The sequence below is a fragment of the Flavobacterium sp. PLA-DH12 genome, from assembly GCF_059511845.1.
Genome location: NZ_JCAMPD010000001.1, coordinates 1 through 15,146, shown reverse-complemented (window position 1 = coordinate 15,146; position 15,146 = coordinate 1). Strand labels below are relative to the sequence as shown.

Below are 15,146 nucleotides of genomic sequence, written 5' to 3'. Positions count from 1 at the left end.
GAATTGGAATTATGAAAAATGAAAAAGACAATTTAGACGAATTATTCAACAGATTTGAAAACCAATGGGATGTTCAGGAATTAAATACTGACCATCAAATGGATTTTCTTAAAAAACTAAACAAAAAGGAACCTAAGAAAAGATATTGGTTTGTGACTGCTATTGCCGCCTCGATTGTATTGATGCTTGGAGTATCTCTTTTTTATAAAAATGAAAAACCAAAAGAATTCAAATTTGCTTCTAAAGAAACTAAACGCACCGATTCTATTTTCAACATTCTAATTGACAACGAACTGGTTAAACTGAAAGAGAAAAACTCGCCAGAAAATCAGCAGATTATTGATGATGCAATGAAACAGATGAAAACTTTTGACGCTGATTATCAGAAAATCATAAATGAACTGCAAAAAAATGGAGAAAATAAACAAATTATTTATGCCATGATTAGCAATCTCCAAACGCGTATTTCTTTTTTACAAACCGTTCTAAAAAGAATTGAAGACAACGAAAAACTAAAAAACACCTCTAATGAAAAAACACTATAACTTACTAATCTTGCTTCTTTTGATTCCTTTTCTCGGGTTTTCAAATGATGACACTTTTATAACTAAACAAAAAAACATTAAAAAAACGTATATCGTAAATTCAAATGCAGGAATCGATATCGATAACAAATACGGAAGCATTACTGTAACAACTTGGGACGAAGATAAAATTGATCTTGACATTACTATAAAAGTTAATGGCCCAAATGAAAATTGGGTAAACGAACGCTTGAACAGTATAGATGTAAATATTACAGCCCTTAAAAGCATGGTTACAGCTGTAACATCGTTAGGAAGTTCTAGCCTAAAAAGCAAAGGAAGCAATAATAGTTTTGAGATTAACTATGTTGTTAAAATTCCTAAAAACGGAACGATAAAACTGGCTAATAAATATGGTAATATTTCGATTCCAAGTGCCGAATCTTCGACTGATATAGATTGCAAATACGGAAAAGTTACTTTAGGAAAACTAAACGGGTCTAGCAATCAAATTTCCATTCAATATTGCCAAAATTCAAGTATAGATTATATAAAAGCAGGAAATATTGATGCTAGATATTCAAATCTTAAAATTAATGATTCTGGAAACCTAAATATTAATGCAAACTATACAGATATCAATCTAAATGACGGTCAAAACATTAAAGCTGATTGTAGTTATGGCACATTTAAATTTCAAAAAATCAATTCTTTAAGCGGTTCAGGAAATTATCTTACATTTATTATCGGAGAAGTTTCAAGCAACTTTAGTTACGATACCAATTACAGTAAAATCAATATTGGAACAGTATCAGAAAAGGCCGGAAATATTGCAATAAACTCTGGATATACAGATATTACAATCGGTTATGTGCCAAATTATGCTTTTGATTTTGATATATCAGGAAGATATACAAACATCAAACATGATAATTCTTTAGAACTTTCTGTTACTGAAATCAAAAGCAATAGCAAAAGAATTGCTGGTTTCTACAAGAAGAAAGGCCAAAACAAAATCAACATCACATCCAACTACGGAAATATTTCGCTAACAAAAAATTAATCATCTAAAAATCAAAAACAATGAAAAAATCATTCTTACTATTAGCATTTGCAGTACTTTCTTTTAATGGTATTGTCGATGCACAAAACAAACTTCAAGGAAACGGAAAAGTAGTTACAGAAACCAGAACTACTGGAGATTATGACGGCATTAAAATAGCAGGATCTTTTGATGTGGACTTGGTATCTGGAAAAGAAGGAAAAATCACTCTAAAGGGAGAAGAAAACTTATTAGCTGTTATCAAGGTTGAAGTTGAAGACAACTCTCTAAAAGTTTATGTTGAAAAAGGTACTCAAATCCGTACAAGTAATGGTAAAATTCAAGTTACAGTCCCATTTGATAAAATATCTGAATTAAGTTTATCTGGTTCAGGCGATATTCAGTCAAAAGACGTAATTAAAAATGATAACCTTGCAGTAAAATTATCTGGTTCAGGAAATTTCAATTTGCCAGTTGACACAAATAACTTAGAATTACATGTAAGCGGGTCTGGAAATATTAATTTAAAAGGAACTGCCGATAAACTTACAACCAAACTTTCTGGTTCTGGTGACATTGACGCTTCGAACTTAAAATCTAAAGTTGTAGAAGCAAATGTTTCTGGTTCAGGAAACAGCAAAGTAACTTGTGCTGAAAGTATAACTGCAAGAGTTGCTGGTTCTGGAAATATAAAATATATAGGAAATCCTGAGAAAAGAGATGTAAAAGTTTCTGGATCTGGAACTATTACAAAAGGTTAATTTTCTAAAAAAATATCACGAATTACAAAAATAATCATCAATCAAACAATCAATTGCAATTCGTGATATTTGTTATTACAAAAGGCGTTTCATTAATTTGAAACGTCTTTTGTATGCACTCTTCTTAAAAGGAAAATAGACGTAATAAAGAAAATTGCCAAAATAACAATCGCTGCACGTGGGCTTCCGGTAATCTGGTCTATAATTCCATAAACGCACATCCCTATTACGATTCCGATTTTTTCAGCTACATCATAAAAACTAAAGAATGATGCCGTGTCTTCTGTTTCTGGTAATAGTTTTGAATACGTAGAACGTGATAATGCCTGAATTCCTCCCATTACAAATCCTGCCACAGTAGCCATCACATAAAAATGTGTTGGTAATGTTATGAAATAAGCCAAAGCACAAAATACAGCCCAAATACCATTAATAAAAATCAAAGTGGGAACATTACCCCATTTCGCTGAAGCTCTTGAAGTAAGCAGAGCACCAAAAACAGCTACTATTTGAATTAATAAAATACAAATTATTAAACCTATTGTACTTTCTTCTTTTGAAGACCATTGAATTTCCTGTGCTCCAAAATAGGTTGCTACAAGCATTACAGTTTGAACTGCCATACTAGAAACAAAGAAACCTCCTAAATAACGCTTTAAAGGAATATTTTCTTGTAATAATGCCCAAACCTTTTTTAATTCTTTAAAACCATTAAACACAACAGCTTTTGTTAGTTTCTGTCCTGTTTCTTTACTTCCTTTTGGCAAATAATAATAAGTATATTGGCTAAATAAAATCCACCAAACTCCTACCATCACAAAAGAATAACGCATAGCGTCCATTCTTGCAGTATCATTTTCAGCTCCCATTATCATCCATAAATTGATACCCAACAAAAGAACACTCCCTATATATCCTAAAGAATATCCTTTTGCGCTAATTCTGTCCTGTTGTTCCTCAAAAGCAATATCTGGCAAGTATGAATTATAAAAAACCAAACTTCCCCAGTATCCTAACAATCCTAGAAAATAAAATGCTAATCCGACATAAATATTTTCAAGATCAAACCAATACAACCCCATACAGGACAAGGCTCCCATATAGCAGAAAAATTTCATAAAGGATTTTTTATTTCCAACATAATCGGCAATTCCAGACAATAATGGTGAAATGAACGAAACTACCAAAAACGCAGCTGCAGTAATAAAACTAATTAAAGCAGAGTTTTTAAGATGCATTCCGAAAACATCAATGTAATGGTCGCGATCACTGAATAAAGCTTCGTAAAAAATTGGAAATACGGCCGATGCAATTGTCAAAGTATAAACTGAATTTGCCCAGTCATAAAATGCCCAAGCGTTTAAAAGCTTCTTATCTCCTTTTTGTAGGTTTTTCATAGAAATGGTTTTGTTAATAGGCTACGAATTTATCCATTTTTTGCGATAAACAAATAGAATTTATTCAAATGATACATTATTAAATCATGAAGTGTATTAAAATAAAAAAAGCTACTCCTAAGAATAGCTTTACAATATATTTTTTATATATTATTTTATCGTTCCAACCTTTAGAGCAATAGCTTTTGCCTCCGGAATTAATGCTTTAATATTAGCAATCCTTGTAGCATCAGACGGGTGTGTGCTCATGAATTCTGGTGTACCTGATCCTCCAGATTTAGCAGCCATTCTGCTCCAGAAAGCAACAGCATCATCTGGATTGTAACCAGCAATTGCCATTAAAGTTAAACCAATTTTATCAGCTTCACTTTCGTTGCTTCTGCTAAATGGAAGCATTACTCCAACTTCAGAACCAATTCCGTACGCCTGTGCAAATATTTGCTGTGTCGCTTCAGATTTTCCGCTTGTTGCTGCTCCTAAAGCTGCTCCACCAATTTGTTGTAATTGTGCTGCAGACATTCTTTGCGCTCCGTGATTTGCCAAAGCATGCGAAACTTCGTGCCCCATTACGGTTGCCAAACCTGATTCATTTTGAGTAACGGGAAGAATTCCTGAATAAACAACAATTTTTCCTCCAGGAAGGCACCAAGCATTTACCTCTTTATTATCAACCAATTTATACTCCCAGCGATAATCTTTCAAGTATTGCGTCTGACCTAAATAATTCAAATATTTTTCGGCAGCTGCCTTTATCTTAAACCCTACAGTTTCTACCAGTTTTGCATCTGCTGTTCCTGTAATAACTTTGTTCTCTGTTAAGAACTGGCTATATTGCTGAAACGAAGATGGAAATAATTCGCTATTCGAAACAAAATTCAAATTTTGTTTACCAGTAATTGGATTGGTTGCACAAGCTATCATAAATGCTCCAAAAAAACCTAAAAACACATATTTTTTCATAATTCACGCTATTTTTATAACAAAAATACGATTAAAAAAGATATAATGTTTTACAGAATAATTCAAAAAAATATCAAAATTTGATTACTCGCCAATAATATGCAGCTCATTAAACTCTTTATCAATTAGTAAGAAATTATTTTGTTGGAAACTAATTTTATCAAATTCTACTTTTTCGTTGTCTATTTCTATTTCAGAAACTTTAAACGGCAAACCGATAAGATTAATTTTGTACTTACTGTAAGGAGTGTCATATTTCCCTTCTTTATGAAGCTGGATAATCAGTTCTTTTTCTTTTCCAATATTTCTTAAAGATAAATAGCTATAACGTCCTTTTTTATAATCGTAGCCATCTTGAGCATCTTCATAAACTGCCGACTGCTCTTTGCCATTTTTATAGTAAACATCAAGTGTTAGTTCATCAAAATCTAATTGACCCACATACTGTTGAACTGGATATTTTGGAATAATTGCTCCCGCTTTTACGAAAACCGGAATTTCATCAAATTTAGTATCAATCCAAATTTCTCTTCCGCCAACAAAAAGCTCATTTGTCCAATAGCTATACCATTCTCCTCTAGGAATATACATACGTCTACCTACAGCATTAGGTTCAAGTATCGGACAGACTAAAATCTGATTTCCAAAGATAAATTCATCATTGCGATAATGCGTTTGCGTATCATCCTGATCAAAGTAAACCAATGGTTTCAGCATCGGAATTCCTTCTTCTATATATTGCCAAAACATTGTATATAAATAAGGTAATAATTGATAACGAAGGCTCACAAATTTTCTTGTAATGTTAATGACTTCTTCGTCAAATGCCCAAGGTTCTTGATTTCCGTGATCTCCAGAAGAATGCGTTCTACAAAATGGATGAAAAACACCTAATTGAATCCAGCGTGCATATAATTCACCTGTTGGCTGTTCTGCGAAACCACCGATATCAGAACCTGTGAATCCCATTCCTGAAATTGACATTCTCTGCACCTGAATATTAGCAAGCCACAAATGTTCCCACGTTGCAACGTTATCTCCTGTCCAAGAAGATGTATAACGCTGTGCACCCGAATAAGCTGATCTTGTAATTACAAACGGACGTTTTGGATAAGCAAATCGTTTTACTCCATGATAAGTTGCCCTTGCCATTTGTGTTCCGTAAATATTATGCGCTTTTCTATGACTGCACGGATTTCCATCATAAAAGTGACGAACATCCATTGGAAATGTTTTATTTGGAACCTCCATTACGGCAGGTTCATTCATATCATTCCAAACACCTTTTACTCCTATATCAGCAACTAATTCTTTAAATAACCCTGCCCACCATTCTCTAACTACGGGATTTGTATAATCAGGAAAATTACATTCTCCTGGCCAAACTTTTCCTTTCATATAAGGTCCATCTGCCCTTTTACAGAAATAATCTTTTTCTAAAGCTTCTTTATAAACCCAATAATCTTTATCAATTTTAATTCCCGGATCAATAATTACGACTGTTTTGAAACCGTCCTCGGCCAATTCAGCGACCATTTTTTTCGGGTCAGGAAAATAGTTTTTATTCCAAGTAAAACATCGAAACCCTTCCATATAATCAATGTCCAGATAAATAGCATCACATGGAATTTGAAGTTCTCTAAATTTTGAGGTTATTTCTTTCACTTTACTTTCAGGATAATAGCTCCATTTACACTGGTGATATCCTAAAACCCAAAGTGGCGGTAATTCTGGTTTTCCTGTTAAATCTGTATAAGTGGTTACAACATCCTGCATTTGAGGCCCGTAAATGAAATAATAATTCATCTCTCCACCTTCTGCCCAAAAACTCGTAACGTTTCTTCTTTCTTGACAAAAGTCGAAGAAAGTTCTAAAAGTGTTATCAAAGAAAACACCATAGGATTGTTTATTATGAAGACCAATATAGAATGGAACAACTTTGTAAAGCGGATCCTGATCTTTCTGGTAAGCATATTGGTCTGTAGCAAAATTTTCTACTCTTTTGCCTTTAAGATTCATTTGAGTCGCTTTATCTCCAAGACCATAATAACATTCTCCGTCTTTAGAGAATTTACTCATTTTTACGATATTTCCGCCATATTCATAGCTTTCTTCCCAATGAAAACCAAGTTCGTCTTCTAGAATTAGAAAATCGTTTAAATCATAAATAGAAAGACGAAGATCTGATTTTTGGATTTTACATTTTACTTTACTAGTTCTAATCTGGAAATATGTTTCTTCTTCAGTAAGTTCCAAAAAATTATAGCCATGAAGCTGTGTTTTATCAATTGCATACGAGAAATCGTTACTAAAATAACCTTTTGTCGTAAAACGAAATCGGATTAAACTATCACGAAGAATTGTGACTTTTAAAATTACTTTGTTATCCGTATTAAAGAAAATTGAATCTCCTTCATGTTCATAAGAGACAATTTTTGATGGATATAAATCGCCTTTGTATTCTAATGATGTGTTTGTAATCATATCTCCAATGAATTAATTTATAACTTTTCTTTACTATCAAACATACAAAAAAAGTTGGTAACACCCTATGAATAAAAGGTTTATTAACGAAAACGTTTTTTCTGATTGCCTTTCAAATTACAAAACAAAAAATCAACAATATGATAATTTTGAAACGATAAAATGACAAAATCTCATTAGAGAAAAATGACTCTAGAATTTATTAAATTAAAGAATATACTGTGACACTTAAAGGCGGTAATATTAATTCTGCAGAAAAATCTCTTCCATCATAAGAAATAGATTCAGCTTTCAATGATTTAGAATTTCCAACACCACTTCCACCATATATAGTGGCATCACTGTTAAAGATTTCTTGCAACTTGCCTTTTTTAGGAATACCAATTCTATAGTTTTCTCTTAGCACTTCAGTAAAATTACAGACAACAATTAGATTCTCATCCGGATTATTCCCTTTTCGGATATAGGATAAAATAGCATTTTGATGATCGGAATAATTAATCCATTCAAAACCATCTCCTCTAAATTGTTTTTCGTACAATGCGGGTTGCGATTTATACAATTGATTCAAATCTGTAATCAACCTTTTTATTCCAGAATGGAAATCATATTGCAACAAATGCCAGTCCAAACTTTGTTCAAAGTTCCATTCACTAGTCTGCCCAAATTCGGCTCCCATAAACAGTAATTTTGTTCCGGAGTGCGTAAACATATATCCATACAATAATCTCAAGTTTGCAAAACGTTGCCATTCGTCACCAGGCATTTTATAAATAAGAGATTTTTTGCCATAAACCACTTCGTCATGTGAAAACGGAAGCATGAAATTTTCAGTAAACGCGTATGTCATCGAAAAAGTCAATTCATTTTGATGGTATTTTCTATAAACCGTTTCTTTTTGAAAGTATTTTAAAGTGTCATGCATCCATCCCATCATCCATTTCATTCCAAAACCTAAACCGCCAACAGAAGTTGGTCTTGAAACCATCGGAAAAGAAGTACTTTCTTCCGCAATAGTCTGAATTCCATTAAAATTAGAATAGATTACTTCATTAAACTCTTTAAGAAAGCTAATAGAATCCAAATTTTCTCTTCCGCCAAAAATATTAGCTTCCCACTCGCCCTCTTTTCGAGAATAATCCAAATAAAGCATAGAAGCTACAGCATCAACTCTGAGTCCATCGATATGATAATTTTGAAGCCAAAAAACAGCATTGCTTATTAGAAAAGCACGAACTTCATTTCTTCCATAATTAAAAACCAAACTCTTCCAATCTGGATGATACCCTTTTCTGCGATCTGGATGTTCGTACAAATGCGATCCATCAAAATAACCTAAGCCATGTCCATCATCAGGAAAATGTGACGGCACCCAATCAAGGATAACTCCAATTCCCTCCTGATGTAATTTATCCACCAAAACCATAAAATCTTGCGGTTTACCAAAGCGTGAAGTCGGCGCAAAATATCCTGTTAATTGATAACCCCAAGAAGGATCATAAGGATATTCCATAATAGGCATAAATTCAACATGTGTAAAACCTGTCTCTTTTACATACTTAACTAAATCTTCGGCAAGTTCCAGATAAGTCAAAAAGCGATTATGATCTGCTCTTTTCCAAGATCCTAAATGCACTTCGTAAACCGAATATGGTTTATCCAATGCATTATAATCCTGACGATTTTGCATCCAATTTTGGTCTTTCCATGTATAATCCAGATCCCAAATTACAGAAGCAGTATGAGGCGGTTTTTCACAATAAAGCGCAAATGGATCTGCTTTTTCAGTAGTTACACCATTTATATTTGACTGAATTTTATATTTATACAATGCGCCTTTGGAAATATCAGGAATAAAACCTTCCCAAATTCCAGAAGAATCCCAACGGACATTTAAGAGATGTTCTCCTTCTGTCCAATAATTAAAATCTCCAACAACAGAAACAGATTGAGCCGTTGGAGCCCAAACTGCAAAATAAACACCTTTAACTCCGTTTACTTCAATTAAATGAGCTCCTAATTTTTCATATAATTTAAAGTGTTTTCCAGCCTTAAATAAATCAATATCAAAGTCGGTAAATAGAGAATGTGCGATTACTTTTGTCATGTTTGGTTTTTAAGGCAATTATTTAAAAATACTCCCGAAGCCTCGAGATGGGATTTGGTATTTGGAATTTGATTTTTTAAAACTTATAACATTTATTCAATTCTAAAATTATCAGATAATGTTACTCCTTTTTTGACAACAACAATTCCATCTTTTATACTGTATAATTCATTCGTAAAATTGTCTAAATGTTTACCGCCACTAATGTGTACATTATTTCCAATACGAACATTTTTGTCAACTAAAGCATTTTTAATAAAGCAGTTTTCACCTATTCCAACATGAATTTTATTAATACTGCTTTCATGATTTAACTCGTCAAGATCCTGATAAAAATCGTTCCCCATAACGTAGCAATTTTCTAAGACGGTACCTTCACCAATTCTAGAACGAATTCCAATTACAGAACTTTTAATTTCTTTGGCATTAATAATACAGCCTTCAGAAATTAAGGATTGATTGATAATCGAATTTCTAAATTTAGAAGGTGGGAGTAATCTTGGTCGAGTGAAAATTTTATTTTCGTTATCAAACAAGTTAAATTCTGGAATATCTGCAGTTAAACCAATATTTGCCTCAAAAAAAGATTCAATATTTCCGATATCTGTCCAATATCCTTCATATTGATAACTTAAGATTTTATGTTTTCCAACAGATTGTGGAATAATTTCTTTACCGAAATCTTTAGTTTCCTGATCTGCCATTAATTCTTCCAATAATGATTTATTGAAAATATAAATTCCCATTGAAGCCAGGTATTTTTTTCCCTTTTCCTGCATTTGTTCGCTTACCTCAGATTCCCATTCTGGCAACAATGAAGCATTCGGTTTTTCTATAAAAGCATGAATATTATTTTCGTGATCCGTTTTAAGGATTCCAAATTCTGGAGCATCTTTAGCATTTACAGGTAAAGTTGCTATAGAAATTTCTGCATCGGCTGCAATGTGCGCTTCTAGCATTTCGTTAAAATCCATTTGATATAATTGATCTCCTGACAGAATTAAAGCGTGATCAAAATCGTGCTTCAAAAAATGTGACATACATTGTCTTACGGCATCAGCTGTTCCCTGAAACCAAGTTGGATTGTCTGGGGTTTGTTCAGCTGCCAAAATATCAACAAAAGACTGGCTAAAAATGCTAAAATTGAAAGTGTTTTTGATATGAGCATTCAAAGACGCAGAATTAAATTGTGTCAAAACAAATATTTTAAAAATATCAGAATTGATACAATTCGAAATTGGAATATCAACTAAACGATATTTTCCTCCAATCGGAACCGCCGGTTTTGATCTAGTTTCTGTTAATGGAAATAAACGTGAACCTTGTCCACCTCCTAAAATAATGGCAACTACATTTTTCTTTTTAAATTTCATTTTGCTGAATTATTAAGTTGTATATTTCGATATATTCTTGGCAAACACTTTCCCAGGAATGATCTGCTGTCATTCCTCTTTTTAAAACTTTATTGAAATTTATTTTATCCTCATACAACCTAACCGCACGGTTTATTGAATAGCATATATCAGCCACAGAAGCTTGATCATGACAAACTCCGTTTCCTTCGTCTCCAAAATCAATAACCGTATCTCGCAATCCACCTGTTCTTCTCACTATCGGAATTGTTCCATAACGCATCGCGTACATCTGATTCAAACCACAAGGTTCAACTCTTGAAGGCATTAAAATATAATCTGAACCTGCGTAAATCAGATGTGCTAATTCTTCATTATAACCAATAAATACATTGTAATTTCCTTTGTAATCATTTCGAAGCTGAGTCAATTGCGCTTCTATTTCAGAATTTCCTGAACCTAAAATCAAAATATTAATTTCTTCGAAATGTTCCGATAAAGCCAAAGCCGAAGCATGCGGAAGAAGATCGCCTCCTTTTTCTTCAAACAATCGCCCAATAAAACTAAATAATGGTTTCGAAGAATCTAAATCAAACTCTTCACACAGCTTTTCTTTATTTTTTCGCTTACCTAGTTCAAAATCTTCAATCGAATAATTTTCTGCTATCATTTGATCCTTCAACGGATTCCAAACTTCAATATCAATTCCATTTAAAATTCCTCTTGATTTATTTCGAACAGAATTAAACAGCGGTTCTAATCCATTTGCAGAAATATTTATTTCATTTAAGTAGCTTGGAGAAACTGTAGTCACTGCATCCGCACATTTTATCGCTACCGCAAGAGAATTTATAGAATTACTCCATTCTAAAAATCCTATATGTTTCAAATCAAATTCAGGCAGATAATAGAGTTTATCAAAACCAAACCATCCTTGATAAAGTCCATTATGAATTGTTATAACCGTCTTTACATTTTTTAAAACTTCATACTTGTAAGCGAATTGCAATAAAAACGGAATAACACCTGTATGATGGTCATGACAATTAATAATATCCGGAACTTTGTTACGAGCTATAATCCAATCTAATGTAGCAATTTGAAAAGACAAAAATCTTTCTATATCATCTTCATAACCATAAACATTTGGTCGATCAAATAATTCATTAATTTCTATTAGATACAATTCATAGCCTAATTTATTTGTTGTTTCCTTTAGAACGCTAAAAGGAAAATTAAAGTTTCCTAATTTAACTGTGCCCCAATGAACACATTCAAAATTATTCTCGTGCTTAAACTTAGTATTGTAACAAGGAATTACAACCCTAACATCATGTCCAGCAGATTGCTGATATTTTGGTAACGCACCTACAACATCACCCAAACCACCTACCTTTGCCACAGGGTAGCATTCTGCACTAATATGAAATATTTCCATTTAAGAAATTAATTTACGATTATAATAAGAAGCAATCATTTATATACTACTTTTATGTTTTTTAAATTTAGCAAAAAAACAAGCAAAATCCCTCTTTTAAATAAGTTTTATTGAAATGGCAAAAAAGGCAAACAATCCTACTAAATCATTAAAAATTCCCACGATTATCATAGTTTCTGCGAAAATTTGCGCATTTATATCCACAAAATTGGTTACAAAATTTGCAGCAAAAATCTTCACAACGCCTATAAAGCATAAAGTTCCAAAACGTGAATTGGAAATGGATACCAAAAGCGAGCAAAAGTTAATTTATGTTCCTGCCATCGGTAAGAGTGTAGTGACTTATTTGTACGGAGAAGGTCAACCTAAGATATTACTAGTCCATGGCTGGTCAGGAAGAGGAACTCAGCTTTTTAAAATTGCTGATGAACTTTTAAAATATGGCTATTCAACTGTTAGTTTTGATGCTCCTGCACATGGAAAATCAGAAGGTTCAACAACTATAATGTCTGAATTTATAGCATCTATTCTAGAAATCGAAAAACAATTTGGTCCCTTTGAAATTGCTATAGGACATTCTTTGGGAGGAATGTCGGTTTTGAATTCAATTAAAGATGGACTTCAAGTTAAAAAAGCAATTGTTATTGGAAGTGGTGATATTGTTCAGGATATTTTGGATGAATTTACTTTTAAGCTTGGGTTAAAAAAAGAAATTAGCTATCATCTAAGAAATTATTTCGAAGATATTTATAAAGTTAAAATGGACGATTTTTCAGCTTATAAAGCTGCGCAAAAAGTCAAAATTCCTGTTTTAGTTATGCACGATAAAGATGATCCTGAAGTTCCTGTCAAAGCAGGAATACATATCCATGAAAATCTTGAAAACGGTTCTTTATTTTTAACTGAGGAACTTGGGCATAGAAAAATTTTAGGAAATCAGAATGTCATTAAAAAGATCTTAGATTTTATTAAAAATGCTTAATTTTATTCCTATAAAAGACTAATTATCAATATTTTAAATTTAAAGCGAGATGAATTTATTTAGTGAAGATGAAGATTGGGAAGCTAAATTGAATCCAATTTTAGAAAAATATAAAGGCAAGAAGCATCCGTTAGAATACAAAAACACCTATCAATTGCTTGTTATGGTTATTCTCTCTGCACAAGATTCTGATGCTAATATAAATAAAATAGCACCAAATTTATTTGAGAAATATCCAACATTAAAAAGTATATCACAAACCGATATAGAAACTTTCACATCTCACATTACTAAAGTTCGAAATTATACCACAAAAGCACAATGGCTTCTAGATATTGCAAAAACTATTAAAGAAGACGCAAATATTCCGTTAACGATGTCTGGATTAACAGCGTTGAAAGGTGTAGGAAGAAAATCTGCTAATGTTATACTAAGAGAAACAAATAAACCAGCTGAAGGAATTATTGCAGATTTGCACGTTATACGCGTTGCCCCAAGAATTGGAATAATAAAAGAAAGCAAAGACGGAAATAAAGTGGAAAAAGATTTAATGCAGGTTTTACCAAAAAATATATGGTCAGAAATAGGAATGGCAATTTCTTTTCTAGGAAGAGAAACTTGCCGACCAAAACCAAAATGTATTGAATGTCTTTTAGCAGATATCTGTCTCTATTACCAAACAGAAGTAGTCTAAATTATTTTCTTCTAGTATCAATTAAATAAATAATCTTCCAAGAATCTTTTTCTTTAAACAATGTAAAAGCATTCACTCCAGTGTGACTAAGTTTATCATTTACATAAAATTCATATGGAGTCCAAACATGCGCCATAGCTCCATCAATTTGGATAGAATAACTCAATATTTTTTCCTGGAACTTTAATTTTTCTGGAATTGTTACAATTGATTTGTAAAATTCTTTTGCGCTTTCATTAGTAAGTTTATTTCCGTTAACAGCATTTTCGCTAATCGACTGTAATATCATTTTATCTGCACAAACTAATTTTATCTTTACTGAATCTCTCTGGTGAAATCCTTCAAAAAAAGCCTCAATACATTTTTGAACTTCTTGTTTTTGAGCATTACAAGACAATCCGAAAAGAAAAAGTAAGAAAATAGCGTAAATTTTCATAGTTCTCATAGTTCTAAAATATTAAACATCAAATTGAGAAAAATGATGTTCCAAATGTTTTGCAAACATATTATTCCACTCTTTAGATGATAATTTACCAAATGAAAGGGATTCTTTTCCTTCAAACTCTTTTTCCCCTAATTCTTCAGTTTTTAGAATATATGAAATTAATCTGCTTTTTTCCCGTTCAAAATCACGATCTCCTTTAATAATAAATTGTGGAGCCGTACTAAGGTTTCTTGGATAAGGCGATTCGCTTACTACTTTGCTTTTAGCCAATAGTTTTAGAAGAAGCTTCATTAAAACATTCGGCTTTGGGTGAATATTATCATAAACCATTTCATATGTAACATTACAATGAGCCAACATCTGATCAACAGACATTTTACCCCAAAGTGGCCTAGAATCAGATTTAAGCTGATTCAATCTATTTATAAATTGATCACAATCTTCTTTAAGAAAAACATTTTGCATAGTTTATAAATATTATAATAATAAAGTAAAAATATAAAATTTAGAGTCTGATCTCAATTTAATCCAAAAAAAAACTTCAATTAGCAAAAGCTAATTGAAGTTTTAGTACTCAGAGCGGGACTTGAACCCGCACGAACATTGCTGTTCACTGGATTTTAAGTCCAGCGTGTCTACCAATTTCACCATCCGAGCAATATGTGGTACCTCCAGGGATCGAACCAGGGACACATGGATTTTCAGTCCATTGCTCTACCATCTGAGCTAAGGTACCTTATTTACTTATATTTCTATAAGCAAATGTTAGAATAAAAAACCCCGTTAATGTAAACAGGGTTTTTCAAAAGAAAGGCGACGACATACTCTCCCACAATAATGCAGTACCATCTGCGCAGGCGGGCTTAACTTCTCTGTTCGGGATGGGAAGAGGTGAGCCCCGCCGCAATAACCACCTTAAGAAGTTACAATTGCTTTGGGCAATCTTTTAATTATTAATTA

At 32.5% G+C, this 15,146-nt stretch carries 13 protein-coding genes, 2 tRNA genes and 1 rRNA gene; 5 read left to right on the top strand and 11 right to left on the bottom strand.

The window, feature by feature from the left end; translation table 11 throughout:
• Positions 1 to 11: 11 nt before the first annotated feature.
• The 3 genes from AC5ZCW_RS00080 to AC5ZCW_RS00070 are packed head-to-tail and all read left to right on the top strand — an operon-like array spanning position 12 to position 2,327.
• A complete protein-coding gene (locus AC5ZCW_RS00080; protein ID WP_496117061.1) occupies positions 12 to 545 on the top strand; it encodes an anti-sigma factor in 534 nt (177 codons plus the stop codon).
• The gene (locus AC5ZCW_RS00075; RefSeq protein WP_496117059.1) at positions 529 to 1,587 is read left to right on the top strand and encodes a hypothetical protein; all 1,059 of its coding nucleotides are present in this window, start codon (positions 529 to 531) and stop codon (positions 1,585 to 1,587) included. The genes AC5ZCW_RS00080 and AC5ZCW_RS00075 overlap by 17 nt, the downstream gene beginning before the upstream one ends.
• 20 nt (positions 1,588 to 1,607) lie before the next feature.
• Positions 1,608 to 2,327, top strand: a complete 720-nt coding sequence (locus tag AC5ZCW_RS00070; protein WP_496117057.1) for a head GIN domain-containing protein — start codon at positions 1,608 to 1,610, stop codon at positions 2,325 to 2,327.
• Positions 2,328 to 2,419: 92 nt separating this feature from the next.
• On the opposite strand, the gene AC5ZCW_RS00065 is transcribed toward AC5ZCW_RS00070, so the two are convergent.
• The 6 genes from AC5ZCW_RS00065 to AC5ZCW_RS00040 form a co-directional block, all read right to left on the bottom strand.
• Entirely contained in the window at positions 2,420 to 3,724 is a 1,305-nt protein-coding gene (locus AC5ZCW_RS00065) for an MFS transporter (protein ID WP_496117055.1), read from the bottom strand.
• A 150-nt stretch (positions 3,725 to 3,874) separates the two neighbouring features.
• Positions 3,875 to 4,684, bottom strand: a complete 810-nt coding sequence (locus AC5ZCW_RS00060) for a M48 family metallopeptidase (RefSeq protein WP_496117053.1) — start codon at positions 4,682 to 4,684, stop codon at positions 3,875 to 3,877.
• 84 nt (positions 4,685 to 4,768) lie between these two features.
• Positions 4,769 to 7,168: a glycoside hydrolase family 31 protein gene (locus AC5ZCW_RS00055; protein ID WP_496117051.1), complete on the bottom strand. Its 2,400-nt coding sequence runs from the start codon at positions 7,166 to 7,168 to the stop codon at positions 4,769 to 4,771.
• Between the two features lie 202 nt (positions 7,169 to 7,370).
• A complete protein-coding gene (gene glgB, locus AC5ZCW_RS00050) occupies positions 7,371 to 9,275 on the bottom strand; it encodes a 1,4-alpha-glucan branching protein GlgB (RefSeq protein ID WP_496117049.1) in 1,905 nt (634 codons plus the stop codon).
• Positions 9,276 to 9,367: 92 nt separating this feature from the next.
• A complete protein-coding gene (locus tag AC5ZCW_RS00045; RefSeq protein WP_343544001.1) occupies positions 9,368 to 10,648 on the bottom strand; it encodes a glucose-1-phosphate adenylyltransferase in 1,281 nt (426 codons plus the stop codon).
• Complete coding sequence (locus tag AC5ZCW_RS00040; RefSeq protein WP_496117047.1) at positions 10,638 to 12,065, bottom strand: glycogen synthase; 1,428 nt, start codon at positions 12,063 to 12,065, stop codon at positions 10,638 to 10,640. Before AC5ZCW_RS00040 ends, AC5ZCW_RS00045 begins: the two co-directional genes overlap by 11 nt.
• Before the next feature lie 115 nt (positions 12,066 to 12,180).
• On the opposite strand from AC5ZCW_RS00040, the gene AC5ZCW_RS00035 reads away from it, so the two are divergent.
• Positions 12,181 to 13,047 (top strand): alpha/beta hydrolase, encoded by an 867-nt coding sequence (locus tag AC5ZCW_RS00035; RefSeq protein ID WP_496117045.1) that lies wholly within the window; start codon positions 12,181 to 12,183, stop codon positions 13,045 to 13,047.
• Positions 13,048 to 13,096: 49 nt separating this feature from the next.
• Positions 13,097 to 13,741, top strand: coding sequence for an endonuclease III domain-containing protein (locus tag AC5ZCW_RS00030; RefSeq protein ID WP_496117043.1), 645 nt, complete (start codon positions 13,097 to 13,099; stop codon positions 13,739 to 13,741).
• A gap of 1 nt (position 13,742) precedes the next feature.
• Here AC5ZCW_RS00030 and AC5ZCW_RS00025 read toward each other — a convergent pair whose 3' ends face one another.
• The 5 genes from AC5ZCW_RS00025 to rrf form a co-directional block, all read right to left on the bottom strand.
• Positions 13,743 to 14,186 (bottom strand): nuclear transport factor 2 family protein, encoded by a 444-nt coding sequence (locus AC5ZCW_RS00025; protein ID WP_496117041.1) that lies wholly within the window; start codon positions 14,184 to 14,186, stop codon positions 13,743 to 13,745.
• Positions 14,187 to 14,198: 12 nt separating this feature from the next.
• A complete protein-coding gene (locus tag AC5ZCW_RS00020) occupies positions 14,199 to 14,651 on the bottom strand; it encodes a DUF1569 domain-containing protein (protein WP_496117039.1) in 453 nt (150 codons plus the stop codon).
• Between the two features lie 106 nt (positions 14,652 to 14,757).
• Positions 14,758 to 14,843 (bottom strand) — tRNA-Leu (locus AC5ZCW_RS00015).
• 6 nt (positions 14,844 to 14,849) lie between these two features.
• A tRNA-Phe gene (locus tag AC5ZCW_RS00010) sits at positions 14,850 to 14,922 on the bottom strand.
• Between the two features lie 72 nt (positions 14,923 to 14,994).
• Positions 14,995 to 15,104: ribosomal RNA gene (rrf, locus tag AC5ZCW_RS00005) — 5S ribosomal RNA — on the bottom strand.
• Positions 15,105 to 15,146 lie beyond the last annotated feature (42 nt).

Excerpts from the sequence above, each read along its gene's own strand:
- AC5ZCW_RS00080 (WP_496117061.1), top strand. The coding sequence starts at position 12 with ATGAAAAATGAAAAAGACAATTTAGACGAATTATTCAACAGATTTGAA.
- AC5ZCW_RS00075 (WP_496117059.1), top strand. The coding sequence starts at position 529 with ATGAAAAAACACTATAACTTACTAATCTTGCTTCTTTTGATTCCTTTT.
- AC5ZCW_RS00070 (WP_496117057.1), top strand. The coding sequence starts at position 1,608 with ATGAAAAAATCATTCTTACTATTAGCATTTGCAGTACTTTCTTTTAAT.
- AC5ZCW_RS00065 (WP_496117055.1), bottom strand. The coding sequence starts at position 3,724 with ATGAAAAACCTACAAAAAGGAGATAAGAAGCTTTTAAACGCTTGGGCA.
- AC5ZCW_RS00060 (WP_496117053.1), bottom strand. The coding sequence starts at position 4,684 with ATGAAAAAATATGTGTTTTTAGGTTTTTTTGGAGCATTTATGATAGCT.
- AC5ZCW_RS00055 (WP_496117051.1), bottom strand. The coding sequence starts at position 7,168 with ATGATTACAAACACATCATTAGAATACAAAGGCGATTTATATCCATCA.
- glgB (WP_496117049.1), bottom strand. The coding sequence starts at position 9,275 with ATGACAAAAGTAATCGCACATTCTCTATTTACCGACTTTGATATTGAT.
- AC5ZCW_RS00045 (WP_343544001.1), bottom strand. The coding sequence starts at position 10,648 with ATGAAATTTAAAAAGAAAAATGTAGTTGCCATTATTTTAGGAGGTGGA.
- AC5ZCW_RS00040 (WP_496117047.1), bottom strand. The coding sequence starts at position 12,065 with ATGGAAATATTTCATATTAGTGCAGAATGCTACCCTGTGGCAAAGGTA.
- AC5ZCW_RS00035 (WP_496117045.1), top strand. The coding sequence starts at position 12,181 with ATGGCAAAAAAGGCAAACAATCCTACTAAATCATTAAAAATTCCCACG.
- AC5ZCW_RS00030 (WP_496117043.1), top strand. The coding sequence starts at position 13,097 with ATGAATTTATTTAGTGAAGATGAAGATTGGGAAGCTAAATTGAATCCA.
- AC5ZCW_RS00025 (WP_496117041.1), bottom strand. The coding sequence starts at position 14,186 with ATGAGAACTATGAAAATTTACGCTATTTTCTTACTTTTTCTTTTCGGA.
- AC5ZCW_RS00020 (WP_496117039.1), bottom strand. The coding sequence starts at position 14,651 with ATGCAAAATGTTTTTCTTAAAGAAGATTGTGATCAATTTATAAATAGA.